Consider the following 25,724-nt stretch of genomic DNA (forward strand, 5'->3'; position numbering starts at 1 on the left):
GAACCAGCCGGACGAACCGTCCTGATGTGCCAGAATGTGCACGTCATTCCAGGATCGAGCGCAAAGTAGGGGAGCAGCGGTGGATCTGAACTTGTCGGCCATTACCCGGCCGGTCGAGTGGCTGATGGCCACCGCACAGAACGGCCTGGAAGTTCTGCGCTGGGGCGGCCTGGAGACCGGAGCGGTGCCGTCACCGTTCCAAATCGTCGAGAGCACCCCGATGTACAAGCTGCGGCGGTACTTCCCGCCGGACAGCCGGCCGGGGCAACCGCAGCCCGGACCGCCGGTGCTGCTGGTGCACCCGATGATGATGTCGGCAAACATGTGGGACGTCACCCATGACGAGGGTGCGGTCGGCATTCTGCACGACGCCGGTGTGGACCCGTGGGTGATCGACTTCGGCTCACCGGATCAGATCGAAGGCGGCATGCGCCGCAATCTGGCCGACCACATCGTCGGTCTGAGCCAGGCCATCGACACCGTCGCCGAGACCACCGGGCGCGACGTGCACCTGGCCGGTTACTCCCAGGGCGGCATGTTCGCCTATCAGACCGGGGCATACCGGCATTCGAAGAACATCGCCAGCATCATCGCGTTCGGTTCGCCGGTGGACACCCTGGCCGCACTGCCGATGGGACTGCCGCCCAATCTGGCCTCCGGTGTCGCCGGCTTCATGGCCGACCACGTCTTCAATCGGCTCGACATCTCGGGATGGCAGGCGCGCCTGGGCTTCCAGATGATGGACCCGCTCAAGACGGCGAAGGCGCGGATGGACTTCCTGCGCCAGCTGCACGACCGCGAGGCCCTGCTGCCGCGCGAGGCGCAGCGCCGCTTCCTGGAATCCGAGGGCTGGATCGCCTGGTCGGGTCCGGCGATCTCCGAGCTGCTCAAGCAGTTCATCGCCCACAACCGGATGATGACCGGTGGTTTCGCCATCAACGGGCAGCTGGTCACGCTCACCGACATCACCTGCCCGGTGCTGGCATTCGTCGGCGAGGTCGATGACATCGGCCAGCCGGCGGCCGTCCGCGGGATTCGCCGCGCAGCCCCCGACGCCAAGGTCTTCGAATATCTGCTGCGGGCAGGCCACTTCGGCCTGGTGGTGGGTTCCAAGGCCGCCGAACTGACCTGGCCGACCGTGGCGCGCTGGGTGCTGTGGCAGTCCGGGATGGGCCCGCAGCCGGCGGGCGTGGCACTGATGTCCGCGCAGCCGTCCGAAGGCGCCAAGCGCGGCGTCGCAATGACGTCGCGGATCGCGCACGGGCTGGGGGAGGCCTCCGAGGTCGCGCTGACCCTGGCGCGCGGCGCCGCGGACGCCGTGGTGGCGGCGCAGAAATCGGTGCGCACCATGGCCGTTGAGACCGCGCGTACCCTGCCCCGGCTGGCCCGGCTCGGACAGATCAACGATCACACCCGAATCTCGCTGGGCCGCATCATCGATGAGCAGGCCGCGGACTCGCCCGACGGCGAATTCCTGTTGTTCGACGGGCGAGTGCACACCTACGAGGCGGTCAACAGGCGCATCGACAACGTCGTCCGCGGCCTGATCGACGTCGGGGTGCGCCAAGGCGTCCACGTCGGAGTGCTGATGGCGACCCGGCCCAGCGCCCTGGTCGCGATCGCGGCGCTGTCCCGGCTGGGCGCGGTGGCCGTGCTGATGCCGACCGACGGCGATCTGCTGCCCGCGGCTCGCCTGGGCGGCATCTCCGACATCATCGTCGACCCGGAAACCCTTGAGCTGGCCGGCGCGGCCGCCCGCGAACTGGACTGCCAGGTGCTGGTGCTCGGCGGTGGTGAAGCCCGCGACCTGGACCTGCCCACCGATATCGACGTCGTCGACATGGAACAGATCGACCCGGACGCCGTCGAACTGCCCGGCTGGTACCGGCCGAACCCGGGATTCGCCCGCGACCTGGCGTTCGTGGCCTTCGGCAACGCGGCCGGCGAGCTGGTGGCCAAGCAGATCACCAACTTCCGCTGGGCGCTCTCGGCGTTCGGCACCGCGTCGACCGCGGCCCTGGGCCCCAACGACACCGTCTACTGCCTCACGCCGCTGCACCACGAATCCGGGCTGCTGGTCAGCCTCGGCGGGGCCGTGGTCGGCGGGGCCCGCATCGCACTGTCGCGCGGCCTGAACCCGGACCGATTCGTCGCCGAGGTGCGCCAGTACGGCGTCAGTGTGGTGTCCTACACCTGGGCGATGCTCGGCGAGGTCATCGATGACCCGAACTTCGTCTTGCAGGGCAACCACCCGGTCCGGCTGTTTATCGGTTCCGGAATGCCCGTCGGCCTGTGGAACCGAGTGACCGAGGTGTTCGCACCGGCCCACGTCGTCGAGTTCTTCGCCACCAAGGACGGTCAGGCCGTGCTGGCCAACGTCTCTGGCGCCAAGGTCGGCAGCAAGGGACGCCCGCTGCCCGGCGCGGTGGATGTGGAACTGGCCGCCTACGACTGCGATCACGATCTGATCCTGGAAGACGACCGGGGCTTCGTGCGGGTCGCCGAGACCGACGAAGTCGGTGTGCTGCTGGCCAAGCCGCGCGGACCGATCGACCCGTCGGCCTCGGTCAAGCGGGGAGTGTTCGCGCCGGCCGACACCTGGATCTCCACGGAGTTCCTCTTCCGGCGCGACGCCGACGGTGACTACTGGCTGGTCGGCGGGCGCGCATCCAGCGTCCGCACCGATCGCGGGATCGCCTTCCCGGTGGTCATCACCGATGCCCTCGGCGCCGTCACCGGCGTCGATCTGGCGGTCACCTACCGGGTGCCGACCGAGGGAGCAGACCTGGTGGTGTCGGCGGTAACGGTGCAGCCGGGCGCCTCGGTGACCGCCGCCGACCTCAGCGAGGCAGTGGCCGCGCTTCCGTCCGGTGTCGGCCCCGATGTCATCCACCTGGTGCCCAGCCTGTCACTGAGCACGGTGTACCGGCCGGTGGTGGGTGCGCTGCGCGAGGCCGGGCTGCCCAAGGCCGGACGCAACGCCTGGTACTTCGATGCGACCACCCGCCAGTTCAAACGGTTGACGGCCGCGGTGCGCGCCGAACTGGCCGGTGGTCGCCCGTGATCGACCAAGACCTGCTGGACATCCTGGTATGCCCGGCCGACCGTGGCCCGCTGCTGTTGGTGCAGCGTTCCGGTGCGGATGCGCTCTACAACCCGCGCATGCATCGGGCCTACCGCATCGACGACGACATCCCGGTGCTGCTGATCGATGAGGCCGAATCCGTCAACGACGACGAGCACGCCCTGCTCATTGACCAAGCTGGCCCGGCAGATCCCCAGTGAGATAACGCTGCAGGGTGGGGGCGATCATCGCCACCACCTCCCGCGCGGGCAGTGAGGCGATCGGCTCCAGGCCGATGATGTAGCGGGCAACCACGACGCCCATCAACTGACTGGCGGCGAACTCGGCGCGCAGGACGCCGGTTCCGGACGGCTCGTCGATTCGCGGGGTGAGTTCGGCGATCACGATGTCCCGGAAGAACGACCGAGCCAGTGGCACCTCGGTCCCGGTGAGCATGGAGCGTAACGCCGCGATCAAGCCGGTGCCGGCCTGCGAATCCCACAGCGGCAGCAGCAGTTCGGGCAGGGTGTGCCCGAGTTCCTCGACCGGTGTCTCGCGCAGCGGCCCCAGCACCGTCATCGGATCGATCGGCAGCTCGACCGCGGCGGCGAACAGCTGCTGTTTGGTGCCGTGGTAGTGGTGCACCAGCGCTGCGTCGACGCCCGCCGCGGCGGCCACCGCTCGGATTGAGGTGTTCGCGAAACCATTGCGGGCGAACAGGTCTCGTGCCGAAGCCAGGATCTTGTCTCGATTGTCGGAGGCGCCCGACGGGCGGCCCGGCTTACGGCTGTTTGATGCGGTGGCCATCACGGCGTCCGTCGCCGCAGCGTGACCGCGGCCAGTCCCAGTGCCGCGACCGCGAACGCCAGCACGATGACGATGTCGCGCACCGCGACGCCGGTCAGTTCCGGGTGGGTGCCCACCTGCTGCAGCGCTTCGAGGGCGTAGCTGGCCGGCATCGCGTTGCTCACCCACTGCAGCCACTCGGGCATCGCCGCGCGTGGCACGATGATTCCGGCCAGCAGCAGCTGCGGCACCATCACCAGCGGAATGAACTGCACGGCCTGAAATTCGGTGCGGGCGAACGCGCTGCACAGCAGCCCCAGGCCGACACCGAGCATCGCGTTGATGATCGCGATCCCGAACACCCAGGCTGGGCTGCCCACGGTGTGGAAGTCCAGTAGCCAGAACGCGACAACACACGCGAGGCTGGCCTGGGCGGCCGCCGCGATCGAGAACGCCGTCCCGTAGGCGGCGAGCAGGTCGACCCGGCGCAGCGGGGTGGTCAAGATGCGCTCCAGGGTTCCCGACGCGCGTTCGCGCTGCATGGTGATCGCGGTGATGACGAACATCAGAAACAGCGGGAAGATGCCCAGCAGGACCAGGCACGCGGCGTTGAACGGCGACGGGTTGCCCGGCGGGTGCACGGCGCCCGAGAACATGAAGTACATCAGCGTGATGACCAGGCTGGGCACAGCCAAGATCATCGCGACACTGCGGTGGTCGCCGGCCAGCTGGCGCAGGATCCGCCCCGTGGTGGCCACGAAGGGCCGCAGCTGCAGGAATCCGGTCAGCCTGCTTGGGGCGCGGTGGTGCGCCGGATGATGGACAGGAACGCTTCCTCCATCGACGAACATCCGGTCTCCTCTCGCAGTCGTCTTGGGGTGGTACGCGCCAGCAGCCAGCCCTCGCGCATCAGCAGCAGATCGCCGCAGTGGTCGGCCTCGTCCATCACATGACTGGACACCAGCAACGTGGTGCCGCGCCGGGCCAGCGCCGAGAACTGCTGCCAGAGTTCGGCGCGCAGCACCGGGTCCAGGCCGATCGTCGGCTCGTCGAGCACCAGCAGGTCCGGTCGGCCGACCAGGGCGCAGGCCAGCGAGACCCGCGCGCGCTGCCCGCCGGACAGGTTGGCGCAGTAGTCGCCGTGGTGCTTGCGCAGATCCACCGCCTCGATCGCGTCGTCCGCGTCGCGGGAGTCGACACCGGCGAGTGCGGCGAAGTACCGCACGTTGTCGACCACCCGCAGGTCGTCGTAGATGGTGGCCTGCTGCGGCATGTAGCCGACCCGGTGGCGTAGCACGGGGGAGCCGGCCGGACTGCCCAGCACCTCCACTCGGCCATCGGTGATCAGCTGAGTGCCGACGATGCAGCGCATCAGGGTGGTCTTTCCGCAGCCAGACGGCCCGAGCAGGCCGGTGATGGTGCCCGGGGTGATCTGCACCGAGAGGTCGTGCAGCACCGGCCGCTTGCCGCGCACCACCCTCAGGTGATCGATCGCGACGGCCGGACCCGACCCCGAGAATTCATCACGCGATGAAATCATCATGTGTTGAATAATCTGTGCGGTGCGACGCCCTGTCAAGGGCGGTAGAGGTCTCAAGGCAGAATCTCCCAGCGTGAGTGCTGCCCGGCTTGCCGTGGATCCGCTCGCGGCTGCCCAGCGGTTGCTCGGGGCCACCCTCAGCTGCCGCGGTGTCGAGGCGACGATCGTCGAAGTGGAGGCCTATGGAGGGGTGCCGAACGGTCCCTGGCCGGACCCGGCGGCGCATTCCTACCGTGGACCCACCCCGCGCAACACCGTGATGTTCGGCCCGCCCGGGCACCTGTACACCTACCGCAGCTACGGCATGCACATCTGCGCCAACGTGGTCTGCGGCCCGGACGGGACGGCCGCCGCGGTGCTGCTGCGGGCGGCGGTGATCGACGTGGGCAAGCCGCTGGTCCAGGCCCGCCGTGGTGACGCCGTGCCGGAGGTGGCGTTGGCCCGCGGCCCGGGCAATCTCTGCTCCGCCTTAGGAATCACTATGGACGACAACGGAATTGACTTGTTCGACCCGAGCAGTCCGGTGCGGCTGCAGTTCGGCGGGCCGCTGCCGGCGCAAGCCGGGCCGCGAGTGGGCGTCAGTCAGGCCGCCGATCGGCCGTGGCGGTTGTGGGCGCCTGGGATACCCGAGGTTTCGGCGTACCGACGCAGCCCACGGGCACCGGCGCCGGGCGCCTCGGACTGATCCGGGAAAATCAACCCATGCCGACGACGATTCTCGACGAGCTGACCTGGCGCGGGCTGATCGCCCAGTCGACTGACCTGGACGCCCTGACCACCGATGTGACGGGCGGGCCGATCACGGTCTATGCCGGATTCGACCCGACCGCGCCCAGCCTGCACGCCGGGAACCTGGTGCCGCTGCTGGCGTTGCGCCGATTCCAGCGGGCCGGACACCGGCCCATCGTGTTGGCCGGCGGTGCCACCGGACTCATCGGCGACCCTCGAGACAGTGGCGAGCGGACCCTGAACACCGCCGACACCGTGGCCGAGTGGTCCGAGCGGATCCGCGGCCAGCTGGAGCGCTTCGTCGACTTCGACGACGGCCCGACCGGTGCCGTGGTGGTGAACAACCTGGACTGGACCGCCCCGCTGTCGGCGGTGGAATTCCTACGTGACGTGGGCAAACACTTCTCGGTCAACGTGATGCTCGACCGTGACACCATCCGGCGCCGCCTCGACGAGGGCATCTCCTACACCGAGTTCAGCTACATGCTCCTGCAGGCCAACGACTACGTGCAGCTGCATCAGAGGTACGGCTGTTCGCTGCAGATCGGCGGCTCCGATCAGTGGGGCAACATCATCGCCGGGGTCCGGCTGGTGCGCCAGAAACTGGGCGCGACCGTGCACGCGTTGACGGTGCCGCTGGTCACCGCCGCCGACGGCACCAAGTTCGGCAAGTCCACCGGTGGCGGCAGCCTGTGGCTGGATCCGGAGATGACCAGCCCGTACGCCTGGTACCAGTACTTTTTCAACACCGCGGACGCCGACGTGATCCGCTATCTGCGCTGGTTCACCTTCCTGTCGGCCGAGGAGCTGGCCGCACTGGAGGAAGCGACCGCCGAGCGCCCACACGAGCGGGCCGCCCAACGCACGCTGGCCCGGGAGTTCACCACATTGGTGCACGGGGAGGCCGCGACCGAGGCGGTGGAGTTGGCCAGCCAGGCGCTGTTCGGCCGGGGTGAGCTGACCCGATTGGACGAATCCACCCTGACCGCGGCCCTGCAGGAGACCTCGGTCGCGCGGCTGGAGCCTGGAACCGCGGACGGCATTGTCGACCTTTTGGTCGCTACCGGTCTGTCGGCAAGTCGGGGCGCGGCCCGGCGCACTATCGGCGAGGGCGGCGTCTCGGTGAACAACGTCCGTATCGACAGCGAGGAATGGACGCCGCAGCCCGACAATTTCTTGCACGGCCGCTGGTTGGTGCTACGCCGAGGAAAGCGCAACGTGGCCGGTATCGAACGGGTCTAGTGCGGGTGCCTTGGACTGGACGCCAACACAGGTTGATCTTGAAAAAGCGTCCTGACCAGCGGATTTGACTCTAAGATTCCCCTCGCGTAACTTAATCCACGTCGCAGGGAGCGCCGGAAACGGAAGCCCCAGAGACGCCCCGGAGAGATTCGAGAGAATCGCGAAGGATTCTGACTGTCCGCAAGGCCTGCAAGCGGTTAAACACCGCGGGTAGACTGCGCTCTCAGTCGGGCGTGTTGTTTGAGAACTCAATAGTGTGTTTGGTGGTTTTTGTTTGTTGTTGTTTTTGCCATGCCTTCGGCGCCCCGTGTTGGGGGTGTGGCGTTTTTTTGATGTCAGTTTTTGACTGATGTTTTGGGATTGTTTCCAAATGGTTTTTGTTTGGAGAGTTTGATCCTGGCTCAGGACGAACGCTGGCGGCGTGCTTAACACATGCAAGTCGAACGGAAAGGCCCTTTCGGGGGTACTCGAGTGGCGAACGGGTGAGTAACACGTGGGTGATCTGCCCTGCACTTTGGGATAAGCCTGGGAAACTGGGTCTAATACCGAATAGGACCACGCGCTTCATGGTGTGTGGTGGAAAGCTTTTGCGGTGTGGGATGGGCCCGCGGCCTATCAGCTTGTTGGTGGGGTAATGGCCTACCAAGGCGACGACGGGTAGCCGGCCTGAGAGGGTGTCCGGCCACACTGGGACTGAGATACGGCCCAGACTCCTACGGGAGGCAGCAGTGGGGAATATTGCACAATGGGCGCAAGCCTGATGCAGCGACGCCGCGTGGGGGATGACGGCCTTCGGGTTGTAAACCTCTTTCAGTATCGGCGAAGCTCCAGGATTTTTCTTGGGGTGACGGTAGGTACAGAAGAAGCACCGGCCAACTACGTGCCAGCAGCCGCGGTAATACGTAGGGTGCGAGCGTTGTCCGGAATTACTGGGCGTAAAGAGCTCGTAGGTGGTTTGTCACGTTGTCCGTGAAAACTCACAGCTTAACTGTGGGCGTGCGGGCGATACGGGCAGACTGGAGTACTGTAGGGGAGACTGGAATTCCTGGTGTAGCGGTGGAATGCGCAGATATCAGGAGGAACACCGGTGGCGAAGGCGGGTCTCTGGGCAGTAACTGACGCTGAGGAGCGAAAGCGTGGGGAGCGAACAGGATTAGATACCCTGGTAGTCCACGCCGTAAACGGTGGGTACTAGGTGTGGGTTTCCTTCCTTTAGGGATCCGTGCCGTAGCTAACGCATTAAGTACCCCGCCTGGGGAGTACGGCCGCAAGGCTAAAACTCAAAGGAATTGACGGGGGCCCGCACAAGCGGCGGAGCATGTGGATTAATTCGATGCAACGCGAAGAACCTTACCTGGGTTTGACATGCACAGGACGCCGGTAGAGATATCGGTTCCCTTGTGGCCTGTGTGCAGGTGGTGCATGGCTGTCGTCAGCTCGTGTCGTGAGATGTTGGGTTAAGTCCCGCAACGAGCGCAACCCTTGTCTCATGTTGCCAGCACGTTATGGTGGGGACTCGTGAGAGACTGCCGGGGTCAACTCGGAGGAAGGTGGGGATGACGTCAAGTCATCATGCCCCTTATGTCCAGGGCTTCACACATGCTACAATGGCCGGTACAAAGGGCTGCGATCCCGTGAGGGTTAGCGAATCCTTTAAAGCCGGTCTCAGTTCGGATTGGGGTCTGCAACTCGACCCCATGAAGTCGGAGTCGCTAGTAATCGCAGATCAGCAACGCTGCGGTGAATACGTTCCCGGGCCTTGTACACACCGCCCGTCACGTCATGAAAGTCGGTAACACCCGAAGCCGGTGGCCTAACCCTTGTGGAGGGAGCCGTCGAAGGTGGGATCGGCGATTGGGACGAAGTCGTAACAAGGTAGCCGTACCGGAAGGTGCGGCTGGATCACCTCCTTTCTAAGGAGCACCATTTTTCCCCCGTCCCCGCAAGAGTGTGGGATCCGATGGTTGGGATATTTTTCGCCGGGGCCTGTAGTGGGTGCTCGGTGGTGCAGATTGTTTTGAAACAACAACAGCTTTGATCATCAACCGGCGCTTCCTCTTGGGGTGGTGTCGGCCGGCCTTTGGGTTGGGCACACTGTTGGGTCCTGAGGCAACAGGCCTGTTTTCGCCCCTTGTGTGGGGTGGGTGTGTTGTCGCTCCATCTTGGTGGTGGGGTGTGGTGTTTGTTTTGTGGATAGTGGTTGCGAGCATCTAGCAAGCAAGGCTTGTGTCTTGTTTGTTTTTGCAATTTTTGTTTCTTGGTTTTTGTGATTTGTAAGTGTTTAAGGGCGCATGGTGGATGCCTTGGCATCGAGAGCCGATGAAGGACGTAGGAGGCTGCGATATGCCTCGGGGAGCTGCCAACCGAGCGTGGATCCGAGGATGTCCGAATGGGGAAACCCGGCACGAGTGATGTCGTGTCACCAACTGGTGAATGTATAGCCAGTGGGGAGGTAACGCGGGGAAGTGAAACATCTCAGTACCCGTAGGAAGAGAAAACAAAATGTGATTCCGTGAGTAGTGGCGAGCGAAAGCGGAGGATGGCTAAACCGTATGCATGTGATACCGGGTAGGGGTTGTGTGTGCGGGGTTGTGGGAGTGTCATGTCCGGTTCTACCTGGCCGGAGGACAGTGAGAAAGTGTTGTGGTTAGCGGAAGTGGCTTGGGATGGCCTGCCGTAGACGGTGAGAGCCCGGTACGTGAAAACCCGATACCTGTCTTGTGATGATTTCCCGAGTAGCAGCGGGCCCGTGGAATCTGCTGTGAATCTGCCGGGACCACCCGGTAAGCCTGAATACTACTCGATGACCGATAGCGGATTAGTACCGTGAGGGAATGGTGAAAAGTACCCCGGGAGGGGAGTGAAATAGTACCTGAAACCATGTGCCTACAATCCGTCAGAGCCCTCCCTTGTGGTGGGGTGATGGCGTGCCTTTTGAAGAATGAGCCTGCGAGTCACCGGCACGTCGCGAGGTTAACCCGTGTGGGGTAGCCGCAGCGAAAGCGAGTCTGAATAGGGCGTATCGCATCCGTTGGGGTGTGTGTAGTGGCGTGTTGTGGACCCGAAGCGGAGTGATCTACCCATGGCCAGGGTGAAGCGCGGGTAAGACCGCGTGGAGGCCCGAACCCACTTAGGTTGAAGACTGAGGGGATGAGTTGTGGGTAGGGGTGAAAGGCCAATCAAACTCCGTGATAGCTGGTTCTCCCCGAAATGCATTTAGGTGCAGCGTTGCGTGTTTCTCACTGGAGGTAGAGCTACTGGATGGCCGATGGGCCCTACTAGGTTACTGACGTCAGCCAAACTCCGAATGCCGGTGAGTGTAAGCGTGGCAGTGAGACGGCGGGGGATAAGCTCCGTGCGTCGAGAGGGAAACAGCCCAGATCGCCGGCTAAGGCCCCAAAGCGTGTGCTAAGTGGAAAAGGATGTGCAGTCGCTTAGACAACCAGGAGGTTGGCTTAGAAGCAGCCACCCTTGAAAGAGTGCGTAATAGCTCACTGGTCAAGTGATTGTGCGCCGATAATGTAGCGGGGCTCAAGCACACCGCCGAAGCCGCGGCAATACGTAAGTATTGGGTAGGGGAGCGTCCTGCATCCGGTGAAGCCACAGAGTGATCTAGTGGTGGAGGGTGTGGGAGTGAGAATGCAGGCATGAGTAGCGATGAGGCAAGTGAGAACCTTGCCCGCCGAAAGACCAAGGGTTCCTGGGCCAGGCCAGTCCTCCCAGGGTGAGTCGGGACCTAAGGCGAGGCCGACAGGCGTAGTCGATGGACAACGGGTTGATATTCCCGTACCCGTGTGTGGGCGCCCATGATGAATCAGTGGTACTAACCACCCAAAAGGTGGTCGATCAATCCTTTCGGGGAGCGACGACTGCTGGCTGCGTGGGACCTTCGCTGGTAGTAGTCAAGCGATGGGGTGACGCAGGAAGGTAGCCGTACCAGTCAGTGGTAATACTGGGGCAAGCCCGTAGGACGTCAGATAGGCAAATCCGTCTGGCATAAAGTCCGAGAGGTGATGCATAGCCGTTTGCGGCGAATTCGGTGATCCTATGCTGCCGAGAAAAGCCTCTAGCGAGCTCACACACGGCCCGTACCCCAAACCAACACAGGTGGTCAGGTAGAGAATACCAAGGCGTACGAGTTAACTATGGTTAAGGAACTCGGCAAAATACCCCCGTAACTTCGGGAGAAGGGGGACCCTCATACCGTCATGGCCTTCGCGGCCGGCAGCGGGAGGGGGTCGCAGAAACCAGTGAGAAGCGACTGTTTACTAAAAACACAGGTCCGTGCGAAGTCGCAAGACGATGTATACGGACTGACGCCTGCCCGGTGCTGGAAGGTTAAGAGGACCGGTTAACCCTTCGGGGTGAAGCTGAGAATTTAAGCCCCAGTAAACGGCGGTGGTAACTATAACCATCCTAAGGTAGCGAAATTCCTTGTCGGGTAAGTTCCGACCTGCACGAATGGCGTAACGACTTCTCAACTGTCTCAACCATAGACTCGGCGAAATTGCATTACGAGTAAAGATGCTCGTTACGCGCGGCAGGACGAAAAGACCCCGGGACCTTCACTATAGCTTGGTATTGATGTTCGATGCGGTTTGTGTAGGATAGGTGGGAGACTGTGAAACTCGCACGCCAGTGTGGGTGGAGTCGTTGTTGAAATACCACTCTGATCGTATTGGACCTCTAACTTCGAACCATGAAGCTGGTTCAGGGACAGTGCCTGGTGGGTAGTTTAACTGGGGCGGTTGCCTCCTAAAATGTAACGGAGGCGCCCAAAGGTTCCCTCAACCTGGACGGCAATCAGGTGTTGAGTGTAAGTGCACAAGGGAGCTTGACTGTAAGACTGACACGTCAAACAGGGACGAAAGTCGGGACTAGTGATCCGGCACCCCCGAGTGGAAGGGGTGTCGCTCAACGGATAAAAGGTACCCCGGGGATAACAGGCTGATCTTCCCCAAGAGTCCATATCGACGGGATGGTTTGGCACCTCGATGTCGGCTCGTCGCATCCTGGGGCTGGAGCAGGTCCCAAGGGTTGGGCTGTTCGCCCATTAAAGCGGCACGCGAGCTGGGTTTAGAACGTCGTGAGACAGTTCGGTCTCTATCCGCCGCGCGCGTCAGAATCTTGAGGAAACCTGTCCCTAGTACGAGAGGACCGGGACGGACGAACCTCTGGTATACCAGTTGTTCCACCAGGAGCACGGCTGGATGGCTACGTTCGGACAGGATAACCGCTGAAAGCATCTAAGCGGGAAACCTACTCCAAGACCAGGATTCTCACCCTTTTAGAGGGATAAGGCCCCCCGCAGACTACGGGATTGATAGACCAGACCTGGAAGCACCGCAAGGTGTGCAGGGAACTGGCACTAACCGGCCGAAAACTTACCAACACAAAGAAACAACGTGTTGCCCGCAACCACACCACAAAACACTCAAAACCCACACCCCACCACCAAACACAAACTTGGTGACACGAGTGAACCACCCCCTTAGGGGGTCGTTCACCACACAGGAAAAGAAAATAGAGTTACGGCGGAAATAGCGACAGGGAAACGCCCGGTCCCATCCCGAACCCGGAAGCTAAGCCTGTCAGCGCCGATGATACTGCCCACACGGGTGGAAAAGTAGGACACCGCCGAACACAACATTAAGACCTGTGCCCCCCAAGAAATTGGGGGGCACAGGCATTTCCTGCATGTCCCATCTTTTTGCGCGAACAGATCGCGCGAATGCGACCGTGTCAAGAGGTCGGCGATCCCCGCCGTATCCTTTTCGGTAGCACTGTTACGACCGGAGGGCGCGAGGTGGCCGAACACGGCAATGGCGGCGACGGGCCGCGGGGCGGCGGCAGGGGCGCCGGCGATGCCGGGCGACGAGGGCGGCCCGGGCAATCCGGAGGCCGCCCCGGGCAGTCCGGAGGCAGGCCTGGGCAGTCCGGTGGTGGCTCGTTCCGGGGTTCCGGCGATCAGCGTCGGACGCCCCGCGGTGCGGGACCAGACCGCGATCGTCGTTCCCAGCCGGCGCGTGACCGCGATGGCAGTCCGCGGCCCTCGTGGGATCGCGACAGTAGCCCGCGCCCGCCCCGGGATCGCGACGGCAGCCCACGGCCGCCCCGGGATCGCGACGGCGGCCCGCGGTTCCAGCGCGACCGCGATGGAGCCTCACGTCCGCCGCGCGATTTCGACCGTTCCTCGCGCCCGCGCCGGGACTTCGACAGCACGTCACGACCCACGCGCCCGTCCGGCGAGGAGACATCGCAGCGCTACGACGACCCGCCGCTGCCCGAAGGGGTCGAGCCCAAGCAGCTGGCGCCGGAAGTGCGCCGGGAACTGAGCACGCTCAACCGGGCTACCGCCGACGCGGTGGCCTGCCACCTGGTCGCCGCCGGGATGCTGCTCGACGACGATCCCGAAGCCGCACTGCTACACGCCAAGGCGGCCCGATCCCGCTCAACGCGGATCACCGCCGTCCGCGAAGCCGTCGGGATCGCTGCCTATCAGTGCGGTGACTGGACGCAGGCACTTGGTGAGCTGCGGGCGGCTCGGCGGATGGGCAGCAAGTCCGCGTTGCTGCCGCTGATCGCCGACTGCGAACGCGGCCTGGGACGTCCCCAGCGGGCGATCGAGTTGGCCACCGGCCCGGACGCCGAGCAGCTCGAGGGTGACGAGGCCGATGAGATGCGGATCGTCGCCGCCGGTGCCCGCGCGGACCTGGGCCAGTTGGAGCAGGCGCTGACGGTGCTCTCGTCGGCGCCGACGGATTCCGACCGGACCGGCTCGACCGTCGCCCGGCTGCACTACGCGCACGGCGAGACGCTGGTGGCGCTCGGCCGTGAAGGTGAGGCGCTGGAGTGGTTCCTGCGCGCCGCGGCCGCCGACACCGAAGGCGTCACCGACGTCGAGGACCGCATTGCCGAACTCGGTGGCGGCGCGACGCTGGCCGAAGAATACGACTGCCTGCTGCTGGATCTCGACGGCACCGTATTCCGCGGTGGCGAACCCACCGCCGGTGCTGTCGAGACCCTGGCCGAACTGCAGAGCCGCAAGCTGTTCATCACCAACAATTCGTCGCGCGGCGCGGACGAGGTCGCGGCACACCTGAACCAGCTGGGCTTCACCGCCACCGCCGAGGACGTCGCCACCAGCGGCCAGATCGCGGCGGGCCTGCTGGCCGGCCAACTGCCCGCCGGGGCTCGCGTCCTGGTACTGGGCGCGGAGTCGCTGGCCGCGGAGATCGGCGCCGTCGGCCTGGAACCGGTGCGGCTGGCCACCGACGAACCGGCCGCCGTCATTCAGGGCCTGTCCACCGAGCTCGGCTGGGCCGACCTGGCCGAGGCCGCGCTGGCGATCCGCGCCGGGGCGATGTGGATGACCACCAACGTCGACAAGACGCTGCCGTCGGAGCGGGGGCTGCTGCCCGGCAACGGCTCGATGGTGGCGGCCCTGCGTGCCGCGACCGACGCCGAGCCGCAGGTGGCCGGCAAGCCGGGCCCGGCGCTGCTGACCGCTGCGCTGACCCGCGGCGAGTTCTACGCCCCGCTGGTGGTCGGCGACCGGCTCGACACCGACATCGCCGCGGCCAACGCCGCCGCGCTGCCCAGCCTGATGGTGCTCACCGGGGTGAACTCCGCCCGCGACGCCGTCGGCGCGGTCGCCGATCATCGGCCGACCTACCTCGGCCATGACCTGCGGGCATTGAACGTCGGCGCGGGCCGGCTGGCGATCGGCTCGCAGCCGCACTGGGACGTACAGGTGGACGGCACCACCGTCACCGTCGCCGCCGGGCAACCGGAGGAAGACGGTGACGGCCTGTCGATCGTCCGCGCGCTCGCATCGGCGGTGTGGGACGCCGAGCTGGCCGGGCGCACGTTCACCGTCGCGGCCGCCGATGACACCGCAAACGCGGCGCTGCAACAGTGGTCCCTGCTTGGCACGTGGCCGTAAGCGGCATCGGCTAGCGTGAGTGGCACCCATGAACAGTGAGATCGAGGACGTCCGAGCACGCATTGCGGCAGTGCTGGCCGAGTTGCCCGACGAAGCCGAGCTGGCCAACCTGCCGGCCCACAGCGATCTCGGTGACTTTCAGGCCTTGGCGCAGCGACTCGAAGAGGCCCACCAGATGTTGGTGCGGGCGCTGGAGTCGGTAGAGAAGGGCTGAGTCAGGCATGTCGCGGCGTGCTCGGGTCGACGCCGAACTGGTCCGGCGCGGATTGGCGCGGTCTCGTCAGCAGGCCGCCGAATTGATCGAAGCCGGCAAAGTCACCATCGACGGCATCCCGGCGGTCAAGCCCGCCACCGCCGTGGCGGTGACCGCGGCGCTGGCGGTTGCGGACGACGGCGAACGCAGCTGGGTGTCGCGCGGTGCGCACAAGCTGATCGGCGCCCTGGACAGCTTCGGTATCGCCGTTGCCGACCGGCAGTGCCTCGACGCCGGCGCGTCGACCGGCGGATTCACCGAAGTGCTGCTGGACCGGGGTGCGGCCCGGGTGGTGGCCGTCGACGTCGGCTACGGGCAGTTGGCCTGGTCGCTGCGCACCGATCCGCGGGTGGTGGTCATCGAACGCACCAACGTCCGCGGGCTGACGGTCGAGGTCATCGGCGGGCCCGCGGAGCTGATCGTCGCGGACCTGTCGTTCATCTCGCTGGCCACCGTGTTGCCCGCGCTGGCTGGCTGTGCGTCACCGGACGCCGATATCGTGCCAATGGTGAAGCCGCAGTTCGAAGTCGGACGACAACAGGTGGGTTCCGGCGGTGTGGTGTCCGACCCGGTCCTGCGGGCCGACGCGGTCGTATCGGTGGCGCACCGCGCCGAAGAGCTGGGGTGGGGCACCGTCGCCGTCACCGCCAGTCCGTTGCCGGGACCGTCCGGCAACGTCGAATACTTTCTGCATCTGCGCGCCAGTGCTGCGCCGCTGACCGGTGACGCGTTGCGCGCCGCCGTGGAAGATGCCGTCGCGAGGGGTCCGCAATGACCAGTGGAGATCATCAACGCACCGTGCTGCTGGTGGTGCACAGCGGTCGGGAAGAGGCCACCGACACCGCGCGTCGCGTCGAGAAGGTGCTCGACGAACACGGCATCGCGCTGCGTGTGCTGACCGCCGAAGCCGTCGACAAGGGTGCGCTGCACGCGGGTGCTGACGACGGTCGCGAAGTCGGTGTCGCGATCGACCTGGTGGACCCCGACAACGGGGCCGCCGAGGGCTGCGAACTGGTGCTGGTTCTCGGCGGCGACGGGACCTTCCTGCGCGCCGCGGAACTGGCCCGCAGCGCCGACATCCCGGTACTGGGCGTCAATCTGGGCCGGATCGGGTTTCTGGCCGAGGCCGAAGCCGACACCATCGACCAGGTCCTGGACAAGATCATCGCCCGCGACTACCGGGTGGAAGACCGGATGACCCTCGACGTCGTGGTGCGAGCCGACGGCGAGATCATCGACAGCGGTTGGGCGCTCAACGAGGCCAGCATGGAGAAGGGACCCCGGCTGGGCGTGCTGGGCGTCGTCGTGGAGGTGGACGGCCGGCCGGTGTCGACGTTCGGCTGCGACGGAGTGCTGGTGTCGACCCCGACCGGATCCACCGCCTACGCGTTCTCCGCCGGGGGACCGGTGCTCTGGCCCGATCTCGACGCCATCCTGGTGGTGCCCAACAACGCTCACGCGCTGTTCGCCCGGCCCATGGTCACCAGCCCCGAATCGATCATCGCGATCGAGGTCGAAAGCGACGGCCACAACGCGCTGGTGTTCTGCGACGGTCGCCGCAAAATGCTGGTGCCCGCAGGCGGGCGCCTGGAGGTGCAACGCGGCGGCAGCCCGGTGAAGTGGGCGCGGCTGGGCCGCTCACCGTTCACCGACCGGCTGGTGCGCAAATTCCGGCTGCCGGTCACCGGCTGGCGCGGACAATGACGACGGTGCCGGCCCTTGCTTACTGAAATCCGTATCGAGTCCCTGGGCGCCATCAGCGCCGCCACCGCCGAATTCGACCGCGGACTGACCGTCCTGACCGGTGAGACCGGAACCGGCAAGACGATGGTGGTCACCGGGCTGCATCTGCTCGGTGGTGCTCGCGCCGACGCCAACCGGGTGCGTTCCGGTGCCGCCCGTGCGGTGGTGGAGGGCAGGTTCTGCACCGCCGACCTGGCCCAGGCCGCAGCCGGGCAGATCGACGAACTGCTCGAGGCGGCCGGAGCCGAGCGCGACGAGGACGGCACGGTGATCGCGGCCCGCTCGGTCAGCCGCGACGGGCCCTCGCGGGCCTACCTGGGCGGTCGCGGAGTTCCGGCCAAATCGCTGACCGGTTTCACCGGCAGCCTGTTGACGTTGCACGGCCAGAACGATCAGCTGCGGTTGATGCGCCCGGACGAACAGCGTGCGGCACTGGATCGCTACGCCGCGGTGGGCAGCCGGCTGGAGCGCTACCGCGCCGCGCGGGAGGCCTGGCAATCGGCACGACGTGAGCTGGTCGAACGCCGCGACCGCGCCCGGGAACTGGCTCAGGAAGCCGACCGGCTCACCTTCGCGCTGCGGGAGATCGATGCCGTCGATCCACGGGCCGGCGAAGACGACGCGCTGACCGCCGACATCCGGCGACTCTCCGAGCTCGACGCGCTGCGCGCCGCGGCCGACGGCGCACGGGCGGCCCTGGCGGGCGCCGACGACGCGTTGGATGCAGCGGACGGGCCGAACTCGGCAACCGATCGGCTGGGGCAGGCGAAGGCGGCGTTGAGCGGCACCGACGACACCGTGCTGCAGGCGCTGGGCGATCAGCTCGGCGAGGCGCTCACCGTGGTGGGCGACGTGGCCCGCGAACTCGGCAGTTATCTCGATGATCTGCCCACCGGCGCCGACGCGCTCGATGCCAAGCTGGCCCGCCAGGCCGAGCTGCGCAGCCTGACCCGCAAGTACGCCGCCGACATCGACGGCGTGCTGGCCTGGGCGGCGCAATCCCGGGACCGGCTGACCCAGCTCGACGTCTCGGAGGAAGCGCTCGCCGAGTTGGCCCGCCGTGTCGACGCGCTGGGCGAGCAGGTGGCCAAGGCCGCCACCGACCTCAGTGCCGCGCGCACCAAGGCGGCCGGCGGATTGGCCAAGGCGGTCAGCGCCGAGCTGTCCGGGCTGGCCATGGCCGATGCCGAGTTCAGCATCGGGGTCAGCACCAGCCCGGCCGCCGCCGAGGACCCGGCCGCGTTGCGGTTGCCGTCGGGACAGATCGTGCACGCCGGCGCCGAGGGGATCGACGACGTCGAGTTCGGGCTGGCCCCGCACCGCGGCATGACGGTGCTGCCGCTGGCCAAGAGCGCCTCCGGTGGAGAACTGTCCCGGGTGATGCTGGCGCTGGAGGTCGTGCTGGCCACCTCATCGCGACAGTCGGCCGGCACCACGATGGTGTTCGACGAAGTCGACGCCGGCGTGGGCGGACGGGCCGCGGTGCAGATCGGGCGGCGGCTGGCCCGCTTGGCCCGCACCCACCAGGTCATCGTGGTGACGCACCTGCCGCAGGTCGCGGCCTACGCCGACGTGCACCTGATGGTCGAGCCCACCGGGCGACAGGGCGCCAGCGGGGTGCGGCGGCTGGAGGACGACGACCGGGTCGGCGAGCTGGCCCGGATGCTGGCCGGGCTGGGGGAGACCGACACGGCCCGGGCGCACGCGCGAGAACTGCTGGATGCCGCGCAGGAGGATCGGGGCGCGTCCACGTAGCGGCCCGCGCGTACCGAGCCGGCATGTGACTCGTGTGACGAAATAGAACTTCTGGGGCTGGTGTTACGGCGCGCCTCCCGCGATTCCCCCGACTTCCCGGCCAGAATCGCGCCCATGAAGATGTCTGCGCTGCTGTCTCGTAACACCGCCCGGCCTGGCCTTGTGGGTACGGCTCGGGTTGACCACGACATCGACCGACTGCTGCGCAGGGTTGGCCCCGGCGACATCGTGGTCCTCGACATTCTCGATCTGGACCGGATCACCGCCGACGCATTGGTGGAAGCCCAGATCGCCGGCGTGGTCAACGCCTCGGCGTCGATCTCCGGGCGCTACCCCAACCTGGGGCCGGAGGTGCTGGTCGCCAACGGCGTCACGCTGATCGACGAAGCCGGACCCACGGTGTTCAAGAAGATCCGGGACGGCGCCAAGATCCGCCTCTACAACGGCGCCGTCTACTCCGGCGACCGTCGGCTGGCCCGCGGCGTCGAACGCAGCGACGTCGAGATCGCCGACATGATGATCGAGGCCAAGAGCGGGCTGGTGGCCCACTTGGAGTCCTTCGCCGGCAACACCATCGAGTTCATCCGCAGCGAGAGCCCGCTGCTGATCGACGGGATCGGGATCCCCGAGATCGACGTCGACCTGCGGCGTCGCCACGTGGTGCTGGTCGGTGACGAAGCCACCGCCACCGATGACCTCAAGTGCCTCAAGCCGTTCATCAAGGAGTACCAGCCGGTGCTGATCGGCGTCGGTGCCGGAGCCGACGTGCTGCGCAAGGCCGGCTACCGCCCGCAGCTGATCGTCGGCGACCCCGACCAGATGAGCGCCGAGGTACTGCGGTGCGGCTCGCAGGTCGTGCTGCCCGCCGACGCCGACGGCCACGCGCCCGGACTGGAGCGCATCCAGGACCTGGGCGTCGGTGCCATGACCTTCCCGGCCGCCGGTTCCGCAATGGACCTGGCGCTGCTGCTGGCCGACCACCACGGTGCGGCGCTGCTGGTGACGGCCGGGCACACCGCCAACATCGAGACGTTCTTCGACCGGACCCGTCAGCTGACCAACCCGTCGATGTTCATGACCCGGCTCAAGGTCGGCGAGAAGCTGGTGGACGCCCGCGCGGTCGCCACGCTCTACCGCAACCGGATCTCGGCCGGCGCGATCGCGCTGCTGGTGCTGACCATGCTGATGGCGATCATCGTCGCGCTGTGGGTGTCGCGGACCGACGCCGTGGTGCTCGAGTGGCTCGGCAACTACTGGCACGACCTGTCGCAGTGGCTGCGGCACTGGGTGACCTAATAGGGATCGACGCAAAAGGATCGGGGTCAGCACCGCCATGATCACCCCTCGCTACCACGCGATGTCGCTGACGGCAGTGCTGCTGGCACTGGTGTTCGGCGTTGTCCTGGGTTCTGGACTGTTGTCGGGTCCATTGATGGCCGGCATGCAGTCCGACAAGCAGGATCTGCGGGAGCAGATCGACGCGCTGCACGAACAGCACAACGCGCTGAGCGAGCGGCTGCGCAACGCCAACGATTTCGACGCCCAGATGGCACCCCGGATGGTGCATGACGCGCTGACCGGGAAATCCACGGTGATCTTCCGGACCCCTGATGCCGCCGACGACGACGTCGAGGCGCTCTCGCGGATCATCGGGCAGGCCGGCGGATCCGTCACCGGAACGGTGACGTTGACGACGCAGTTCGTCGACGGCAACGCCGAGGAGAAGCTGCGTGCCGTGCTGGAGTCCGGGATCGTGCCGGCCGGCGCCCAACTGAGCACCAGCCTGGTCGACCAGGACGCCCAGGCCGGTGACCTGCTCGGGATCGCGCTGCTGATCAACTCGCGCCATCCCGAACCCCCGGCTCCGCCCGTCCCCCCGGTCGACGACGCCGCCCGGGCCACCGTGCTGGCCGCGCTGCGCGACACCGGCTTCGTCACCTACGCCCAGGAGCGTTTCCCGGCCGCCAATGCCGCCATCGTGGTTACCGGCGGCGCGCTGCCCGAAGACGCCGGCACCGCCGGGTTGAGCGTGGCCCGGTTCGCCGCGGCACTGGCCCCGCACGGCTCGGCGACGGTGCTGGCCGGCCGCGACGGGTCGGCGTCGGGCACGGCGGCGGTGGCCATGGCACGCACCGATTCCGCGGTGGCCGGCACGATCAGCACCGTCGACGACGTGGACATCGAGTCGGGCCGGATCACCACCGTGATGGCGGTGAGCAGCCTGATCGGCGGCGGCCAGCCGGGCCAGTACGGCATCGGCCACGGCGCCGGCTCGGTCACCCTGGCGCAATAGCGGGACGTATCACAGGCCGTGTCCGGGCGCGGGTGGGCGTGTCTGGAGCCGAGACGCCGCGTCGATGTTAGGGTGAGATTCCGTGGGTCGGCAGGCCCTCAGTTCCTGCGCCGTCACGGAGGTTGGTGTTGCCACCACTGCGAAAGCATCCGCAAACCGAGCCGAAGCATCTCTTCGTCACGGGCGGAGTTGCGTCCTCGCTAGGTAAGGGTTTGACCGCAAGTAGCCTGGGCCAGTTGCTGATAGCCCGGGGACTGCAGGTCACCATGCAGAAGCTGGACCCCTATCTCAACGTCGACCCGGGAACGATGAATCCGTTCCAGCACGGCGAGGTGTTCGTCACCGAGGACGGCGCCGAGACCGACCTCGACGTCGGCCACTACGAGCGATTCCTGGACCGCGACCTGTCCGGTTCGGCGAATGTGACCACCGGCCAGGTGTATTCGACGGTCATCGCCAAGGAACGCCGCGGCGAATACCTCGGCGACACCGTGCAGGTGATCCCGCACATCACCGACGAGATCAAGCGGCGCATCCTGGCCATGTCGGAACCGGACGCCGACGGCGTGCGCCCCGACGTGGTGATCACCGAGATCGGCGGCACCGTCGGCGACATCGAGTCGCAGCCGTTCCTGGAAGCTGCCCGGCAGGTCCGCCACGACGTGGGCCGCGACAACGTGTTCTTCCTGCACGTGTCGCTGGTGCCGTACCTGGCCCCGTCCGGCGAGCTCAAGACCAAGCCCACCCAGCATTCGGTGGCCGCGCTGCGCAGCATCGGCATCACCCCCGATGCGCTGATCCTGCGTTGCGACCGCGAGGTTCCCGAGGCGCTGAAGAACAAGATCGCGCTGATGTGCGACGTCGACGTCGACGGCGTGATCTCCACCCCGGACGCACCCTCGATCTACGACATCCCCAAGGTGCTGCACCGTGAGGAGCTGGACGCCTACGTGGTGCGTCGGCTCAACCTGCCGTTCAAGGACGTCGACTGGACCGAGTGGGACGAGCTGCTGCGCCGCGTCCACGAACCCCATGAGACGGTGCGAATCGCCTTGGTGGGCAAGTACATTGACCTCTCAGATGCGTATCTGTCGGTGACAGAGGCGCTGCGGGCCGGTGGCTTCACCCATTTCGCGAAGGTCGAGATCCACTGGGTGGCCTCCGATGCGTGCGAAACCCCGGCCGGCGCTGCCGCCGCGCTGGGGGAGATGCACGGGGTGCTGATCCCCGGCGGGTTCGGGATCCGGGGCATCGAGGGCAAGATCGGCGCCATCGCCTACGCCCGCACCCACGCGCTGCCGGTGCTGGGACTGTGCCTGGGTCTGCAGTGCATCGTGATCGACGCGGCCCGCACCGCCGGGATCACCCAGGCCAGCTCGGCGGAGTTCGACCCGGACACCCCCGATCCCGTCATCGCGACCATGGCCGACCAGCAGGAGGCGGTCGCCGGAACGGCCGACCTCGGCGGCACCATGCGGCTGGGTGCCTATCCCGCAGTGCTGGAAGCGGATTCGATTGTGGCCGAGGCCTATCAGGCCACGGAGGTCTCCGAGCGGCACCGGCACCGTTTCGAGGTCAACAACGCCTACCGTGACCGGATCGCCGAGAGCGGGCTGCGGTTCTCCGGCACCTCCCCAGACGGCAAGCTGGTGGAGTTCGTCGAGTACCCCCGCGAGGTGCACCCGTTCCTGGTGGGAACCCAGGCGCACCCGGAGCTCAAAAGCAGGCCCACTCGGGCGCATCCGCTGTTCGCCGCGTTCATCGGTGCGGCGATGGACTACAAGGCCGCCGAGCGGCTGCCGGTGGAGATCCCCGAGCACGCCCACGAGCCTCACGCCGCTGATCACGATGACGCCCAGAACGGAGCGCAGGGGCACGGCGGCAGTGCCCAGCCGTTGACCGACCCACTGCAAGAAGCGCTGCCGGAACACGTCACCCGTGGCTGACCACGTCTTCGAGACCACGTCGTCGCAGCTGCTGCACAGCGGCAAGATCTTTGCGCTGCGCCGTGACGAGGTCCTGATGCCGGGTGGCGCGACGGCCACCCGGGACGTGGTGGAGCACTTCGGGGCGGTGGCAGTGGTCGCCGTGAACACCGAGGGCCAGATCCCGCTGATCTACCAATACCGTCATGCGCTGGGCCGGCGGCTGTGGGAGCTGCCGGCGGGCCTGCTCGATGTCGGTGGCGAGCCGCCGCATGTCACGGCCGGCCGCGAGCTGGTCGAGGAGGCCGGCCTGACCGCGACCACCTGGCGGGTGCTGGTGGACCTGGCCTCCACGCCGGGCTTTTCCGACGAGTCGGTGCGGGTGTATCTGGCCACCGGCCTGACCGAGGTGGGCCGCCCGGAGGCCCACGACGAAGAGGCCGATCTCAAGTGCGAGTGGTATTCGCTGGCCGAGGCGGCCCGGATGGTGTTTTCCGGCGAGATCGTCAATGCCATTGCGGTGGCGGGGATCCTGGCCGCTTTTGTCAACAGTCAGGGCTTCACCGAGCTGCGTGATCTGGCCGCCGAGTGGGTCGATCGGCCGAAGGCGTTTGCCGCCAGGCAGAACCGGCCATGACCGCGGCCACCCAGCCGGTGGGTCCGCTGAGCGGGCAGTTGCAGGGGTATCTGGACCACCTGACCATCGAGCGTGGGGTTGCGGCCAACACGTTGAGTTCCTATCGGCGCGACCTGCGCCGCTACCGCGAGCACCTGCTGGCCCGCGGGATCGAAGACCTGGCCGGCGTCGGCGAAGGTGACGTCACCGAGTTTCTGGTTTCGCTGCGTCGCGGCGACCCCGACAACGGCGTGCCCGCACTGTCGGCGGTCTCGGCGGGGCGCGCACTGATCGCGGTGCGCGGCCTGCATCGGTTTGCCGCCGCCGAGGGGCTGGTGGCCGCCGACGTGGCGCGCTCGGTCAAGCCGCCGACACCGGGGCGGCGCCTGCCCAAGAGCCTGACCGTCGACGAGGTGGCGGCGCTGCTGGCCGGCGCCGGCGGCGACAGCGAGTCCGACGGGCCGTTGACGCTGCGCAACCGCGCCCTGCTGGAGATGTTGTACTCCACCGGATCTCGCATCTCGGAGGCCGTGGGAATGGACATCGATGACATTGATGTCGCAGACCGGTCGGTGCTGTTGCACGGCAAGGGCGGTAAGCAGCGATTGGTGCCGGTCGGCCGGCCGGCGGTCGCGGCGCTGGACGCCTACCTGGTGCGGGGCCGCCCGGGTCTGGCGCACCGCGGCCGCGGCACCGCGGCGGTGTTCCTCAACGCCCGCGGTGGGCGGCTGTCGCGGCAGAGCGCCTGGCAGGTGCTGCAGGACGCCGCCGAACGGGCCGGGATCACCGCCAAGGTGTCACCGCACACGCTGCGGCACTCGTTCGCGACCCATCTGCTCGACGGCGGCGCCGACGTGCGGGTGGTGCAGGAGCTGCTCGGCCACGCCTCGGTGACCACCACCCAGATCTATACGTTGGTGACCGTCAACGCCCTACGCGAGGTGTGGGCCGGCGCCCACCCCCGCGCGCGCTAGGGTCCCTTTCCGCCGAGCAGACGCGAAAGCCCCCAAGAAGGACCCCTCAGAGGGGGTTTTCGCGTCTGCTCGCCGAAAGTCGCGCCCAGCTATCCGCCCAGGTAGGTCGACTCGAGCACCAGGTCGTGCAGCAGGCTCTGATACTCCACGTGGGTGCGGTGCTCGGTGGTGTCCCACCGCGAACCCTGCTGGGCCTGCATGTACTCGCGGTAGCGCGGCGCACCCGGCAGCTTGACGTTGTCGGCCACCACCACCGCCCCCGGATGCAACCAGCCCCGGTCGAGGACGGCCTGCAAGTCGGGCAGGTAGGCGTCCTTGTCGTGGTCGATGAACAAGAAGTCCAGCCCGCCGGCGGCAAAGCCGTGCTTGGCGGTCAAGGTGTCCAGCGTGCGACCGCCGTCGCCGATGGTGCCCACCACACAGGTCACCCGGTCGGCCACCCCGGCGTGCGCCCAGATCCGCCGGGCGTTGGCGGCGTTGGCCTCGGCCAACTCGATCGAGTAGACCCGCGCCGACGGTGCCGCGCGCGCGATCCGCAGCGCGCTGTAGCCGCAGTAGGTGCCCAGCTCCAGCGCCAGCGCCGGATTGACCCGCTGCACCGCGGCGTCGAGCAGCAGGCCCTTCTCGTCGCCGATATTGATCAGCAAAGACTTCTCGTAGGCGAACTCGTCGATACGGGCGAGCACGTCGTCGATGTCGCCGGCCCGGGCGTTGGCCAGCACGAAGTCGACCGCTGCGGCCTCGCGGCCGTCGCCGATCTGGCCCGTCGTGACGATGTTGCGCGCACCGGTGGCCATCCGCAGGAACGACCACCGCAGGAAGGGGACACGTCGTTTGAGGCTCATGGATGCGATCCTAT

General features: G+C 66.7%; 18 protein-coding genes, 3 rRNA genes and 1 pseudogene. 18 read left to right on the forward strand and 4 right to left on the reverse strand.

The genetic code is table 11. The features are described 5' to 3' along the window. The first annotated feature begins 34 nt into the window (after positions 1-34). Both ACKY0X_RS09715 and ACKY0X_RS09720 read left to right on the forward strand, forming a co-directional pair. Positions 35-3,064 carry an acyl-CoA synthetase gene (locus ACKY0X_RS09715; RefSeq protein ID WP_409429257.1) on the forward strand — a complete coding sequence of 1,010 codons (3,030 nt, stop codon included), beginning with the start codon at positions 35-37 and terminating at the stop codon, positions 3,062-3,064. After that, positions 3,061-3,285, forward strand: coding sequence for a Trm112 family protein (locus ACKY0X_RS09720; protein WP_409429258.1), 225 nt, complete (start codon positions 3,061-3,063; stop codon positions 3,283-3,285). Before ACKY0X_RS09715 ends, ACKY0X_RS09720 begins: the two co-directional genes overlap by 4 nt. Here the strand turns inward: ACKY0X_RS09720 and ACKY0X_RS09725 are convergent. The 3 genes from ACKY0X_RS09725 to ACKY0X_RS09735 are packed head-to-tail and all read right to left on the reverse strand — an operon-like array spanning position 3,251 to position 5,393. Further along, positions 3,251-3,871: a TetR family transcriptional regulator gene (locus ACKY0X_RS09725; RefSeq protein ID WP_409429259.1), complete on the reverse strand. Its 621-nt coding sequence runs from the start codon at positions 3,869-3,871 to the stop codon at positions 3,251-3,253. The two genes, ACKY0X_RS09720 and ACKY0X_RS09725, sit on opposite strands and share 35 nt — an antisense overlap. Further along, positions 3,871-4,701 (reverse strand): ABC transporter permease, encoded by an 831-nt coding sequence (locus ACKY0X_RS09730; protein WP_409429260.1) that lies wholly within the window; start codon positions 4,699-4,701, stop codon positions 3,871-3,873. The genes ACKY0X_RS09725 and ACKY0X_RS09730 overlap by 1 nt, the downstream gene beginning before the upstream one ends. Beyond that, positions 4,635-5,393, reverse strand: coding sequence for an ABC transporter ATP-binding protein (locus tag ACKY0X_RS09735; protein WP_409429261.1), 759 nt, complete (start codon positions 5,391-5,393; stop codon positions 4,635-4,637). The genes ACKY0X_RS09730 and ACKY0X_RS09735 overlap by 67 nt, the downstream gene beginning before the upstream one ends. 70 nt (positions 5,394-5,463) lie before the next feature. Between ACKY0X_RS09735 and ACKY0X_RS09740 the strand changes: the two genes are divergently transcribed. The 16 genes and pseudogenes from ACKY0X_RS09740 (at position 5,464) to xerD (ending at position 24,865) form a co-directional block, all read left to right on the forward strand. Then, positions 5,464-6,075, forward strand: coding sequence for a DNA-3-methyladenine glycosylase (locus ACKY0X_RS09740; RefSeq protein ID WP_409429262.1), 612 nt, complete (start codon positions 5,464-5,466; stop codon positions 6,073-6,075). 17 nt (positions 6,076-6,092) lie between these two features. Beyond that, positions 6,093-7,361 carry a tyrosine--tRNA ligase gene (gene tyrS / locus ACKY0X_RS09745; protein WP_409429263.1) on the forward strand — a complete coding sequence of 423 codons (1,269 nt, stop codon included), beginning with the start codon at positions 6,093-6,095 and terminating at the stop codon, positions 7,359-7,361. 378 nt (positions 7,362-7,739) lie between these two features. After that, positions 7,740-9,274, forward strand: a 16S ribosomal RNA gene (locus tag ACKY0X_RS09750). 358 nt (positions 9,275-9,632) lie between these two features. Then, positions 9,633-12,753, forward strand: a 23S ribosomal RNA gene (locus ACKY0X_RS09755). A 138-nt stretch (positions 12,754-12,891) separates the two neighbouring features. Beyond that, positions 12,892-13,004: ribosomal RNA gene (gene rrf / locus ACKY0X_RS09760) — 5S ribosomal RNA — on the forward strand. The 16S, 23S and 5S rRNA genes sit together here, the layout of an rRNA operon. A 655-nt stretch (positions 13,005-13,659) precedes the next feature. After that, a pseudogene (locus tag ACKY0X_RS09765) lies at positions 13,660-14,286 on the forward strand (hypothetical protein); the annotation flags it as partial. A gap of 36 nt (positions 14,287-14,322) precedes the next feature. Then, positions 14,323-15,306, forward strand: coding sequence for an HAD-IIA family hydrolase (locus ACKY0X_RS09770; RefSeq protein WP_409429572.1), 984 nt, complete (start codon positions 14,323-14,325; stop codon positions 15,304-15,306). Positions 15,307-15,334: 28 nt separating this feature from the next. After that, entirely contained in the window at positions 15,335-15,520 is a 186-nt protein-coding gene (locus ACKY0X_RS09775) for a hypothetical protein (RefSeq protein ID WP_409429264.1), read from the forward strand. A 7-nt stretch (positions 15,521-15,527) separates the two neighbouring features. Continuing rightward, the gene (locus ACKY0X_RS09780) at positions 15,528-16,334 is read left to right on the forward strand and encodes a TlyA family RNA methyltransferase (RefSeq protein WP_409429265.1); all 807 of its coding nucleotides are present in this window, start codon (positions 15,528-15,530) and stop codon (positions 16,332-16,334) included. Further along, a complete protein-coding gene (locus ACKY0X_RS09785) occupies positions 16,331-17,263 on the forward strand; it encodes an NAD kinase (RefSeq protein ID WP_409429266.1) in 933 nt (310 codons plus the stop codon). Before ACKY0X_RS09780 ends, ACKY0X_RS09785 begins: the two co-directional genes overlap by 4 nt. A gap of 15 nt (positions 17,264-17,278) precedes the next feature. Next, entirely contained in the window at positions 17,279-19,057 is a 1,779-nt protein-coding gene (recN, locus tag ACKY0X_RS09790; protein ID WP_409429267.1) for a DNA repair protein RecN, read from the forward strand. 114 nt (positions 19,058-19,171) lie between these two features. Next, entirely contained in the window at positions 19,172-20,353 is a 1,182-nt protein-coding gene (gene steA, locus ACKY0X_RS09795) for a putative cytokinetic ring protein SteA (protein WP_065039243.1), read from the forward strand. A gap of 37 nt (positions 20,354-20,390) precedes the next feature. After that, a complete protein-coding gene (locus tag ACKY0X_RS09800) occupies positions 20,391-21,350 on the forward strand; it encodes a copper transporter (protein WP_409429268.1) in 960 nt (319 codons plus the stop codon). A 137-nt stretch (positions 21,351-21,487) separates the two neighbouring features. Beyond that, positions 21,488-23,296, forward strand: coding sequence for a CTP synthase (locus ACKY0X_RS09805; RefSeq protein ID WP_082980843.1), 1,809 nt, complete (start codon positions 21,488-21,490; stop codon positions 23,294-23,296). Next, the gene (locus tag ACKY0X_RS09810) at positions 23,289-23,912 is read left to right on the forward strand and encodes an NUDIX domain-containing protein (RefSeq protein WP_409429269.1); all 624 of its coding nucleotides are present in this window, start codon (positions 23,289-23,291) and stop codon (positions 23,910-23,912) included. Before ACKY0X_RS09805 ends, ACKY0X_RS09810 begins: the two co-directional genes overlap by 8 nt. After that, positions 23,909-24,865: a site-specific tyrosine recombinase XerD gene (gene xerD / locus ACKY0X_RS09815; RefSeq protein ID WP_409429270.1), complete on the forward strand. Its 957-nt coding sequence runs from the start codon at positions 23,909-23,911 to the stop codon at positions 24,863-24,865. The genes ACKY0X_RS09810 and xerD overlap by 4 nt, the downstream gene beginning before the upstream one ends. An 89-nt stretch (positions 24,866-24,954) precedes the next feature. Here xerD and ACKY0X_RS09820 read toward each other — a convergent pair whose 3' ends face one another. Then, positions 24,955-25,710 carry an O-methyltransferase gene (locus ACKY0X_RS09820; protein WP_409429271.1) on the reverse strand — a complete coding sequence of 252 codons (756 nt, stop codon included), beginning with the start codon at positions 25,708-25,710 and terminating at the stop codon, positions 24,955-24,957. Between the last annotated feature and the right edge of the window lie 14 nt (positions 25,711-25,724).

This window comes from Mycobacterium sp. SMC-11 (assembly GCF_046250095.1).
Lineage (GTDB): Bacteria > Actinomycetota > Actinomycetes > Mycobacteriales > Mycobacteriaceae > Mycobacterium > Mycobacterium heraklionense_A.

Excerpts from the sequence above, each read along its gene's own strand:
- ACKY0X_RS09775 (WP_409429264.1), top strand. The coding sequence starts at position 15,335 with ATGAACAGTGAGATCGAGGACGTCCGAGCACGCATTGCGGCAGTGCTG.
- ACKY0X_RS09800 (WP_409429268.1), top strand. The coding sequence starts at position 20,391 with ATGATCACCCCTCGCTACCACGCGATGTCGCTGACGGCAGTGCTGCTG.
- ACKY0X_RS09820 (WP_409429271.1), bottom strand. The coding sequence starts at position 25,710 with ATGAGCCTCAAACGACGTGTCCCCTTCCTGCGGTGGTCGTTCCTGCGG.
- xerD (WP_409429270.1), top strand. The coding sequence starts at position 23,909 with ATGACCGCGGCCACCCAGCCGGTGGGTCCGCTGAGCGGGCAGTTGCAG.
- ACKY0X_RS09730 (WP_409429260.1), bottom strand. The coding sequence starts at position 4,701 with ATGTTCGTCGATGGAGGAAGCGTTCCTGTCCATCATCCGGCGCACCAC.
- steA (WP_065039243.1), top strand. The coding sequence starts at position 19,172 with ATGAAGATGTCTGCGCTGCTGTCTCGTAACACCGCCCGGCCTGGCCTT.
- ACKY0X_RS09785 (WP_409429266.1), top strand. The coding sequence starts at position 16,331 with ATGACCAGTGGAGATCATCAACGCACCGTGCTGCTGGTGGTGCACAGC.
- ACKY0X_RS09715 (WP_409429257.1), top strand. The coding sequence starts at position 35 with ATGTGCACGTCATTCCAGGATCGAGCGCAAAGTAGGGGAGCAGCGGTG.
- ACKY0X_RS09780 (WP_409429265.1), top strand. The coding sequence starts at position 15,528 with ATGTCGCGGCGTGCTCGGGTCGACGCCGAACTGGTCCGGCGCGGATTG.
- tyrS (WP_409429263.1), top strand. The coding sequence starts at position 6,093 with ATGCCGACGACGATTCTCGACGAGCTGACCTGGCGCGGGCTGATCGCC.
- ACKY0X_RS09735 (WP_409429261.1), bottom strand. The coding sequence starts at position 5,393 with ATGATGATTTCATCGCGTGATGAATTCTCGGGGTCGGGTCCGGCCGTC.
- ACKY0X_RS09725 (WP_409429259.1), bottom strand. The coding sequence starts at position 3,871 with ATGGCCACCGCATCAAACAGCCGTAAGCCGGGCCGCCCGTCGGGCGCC.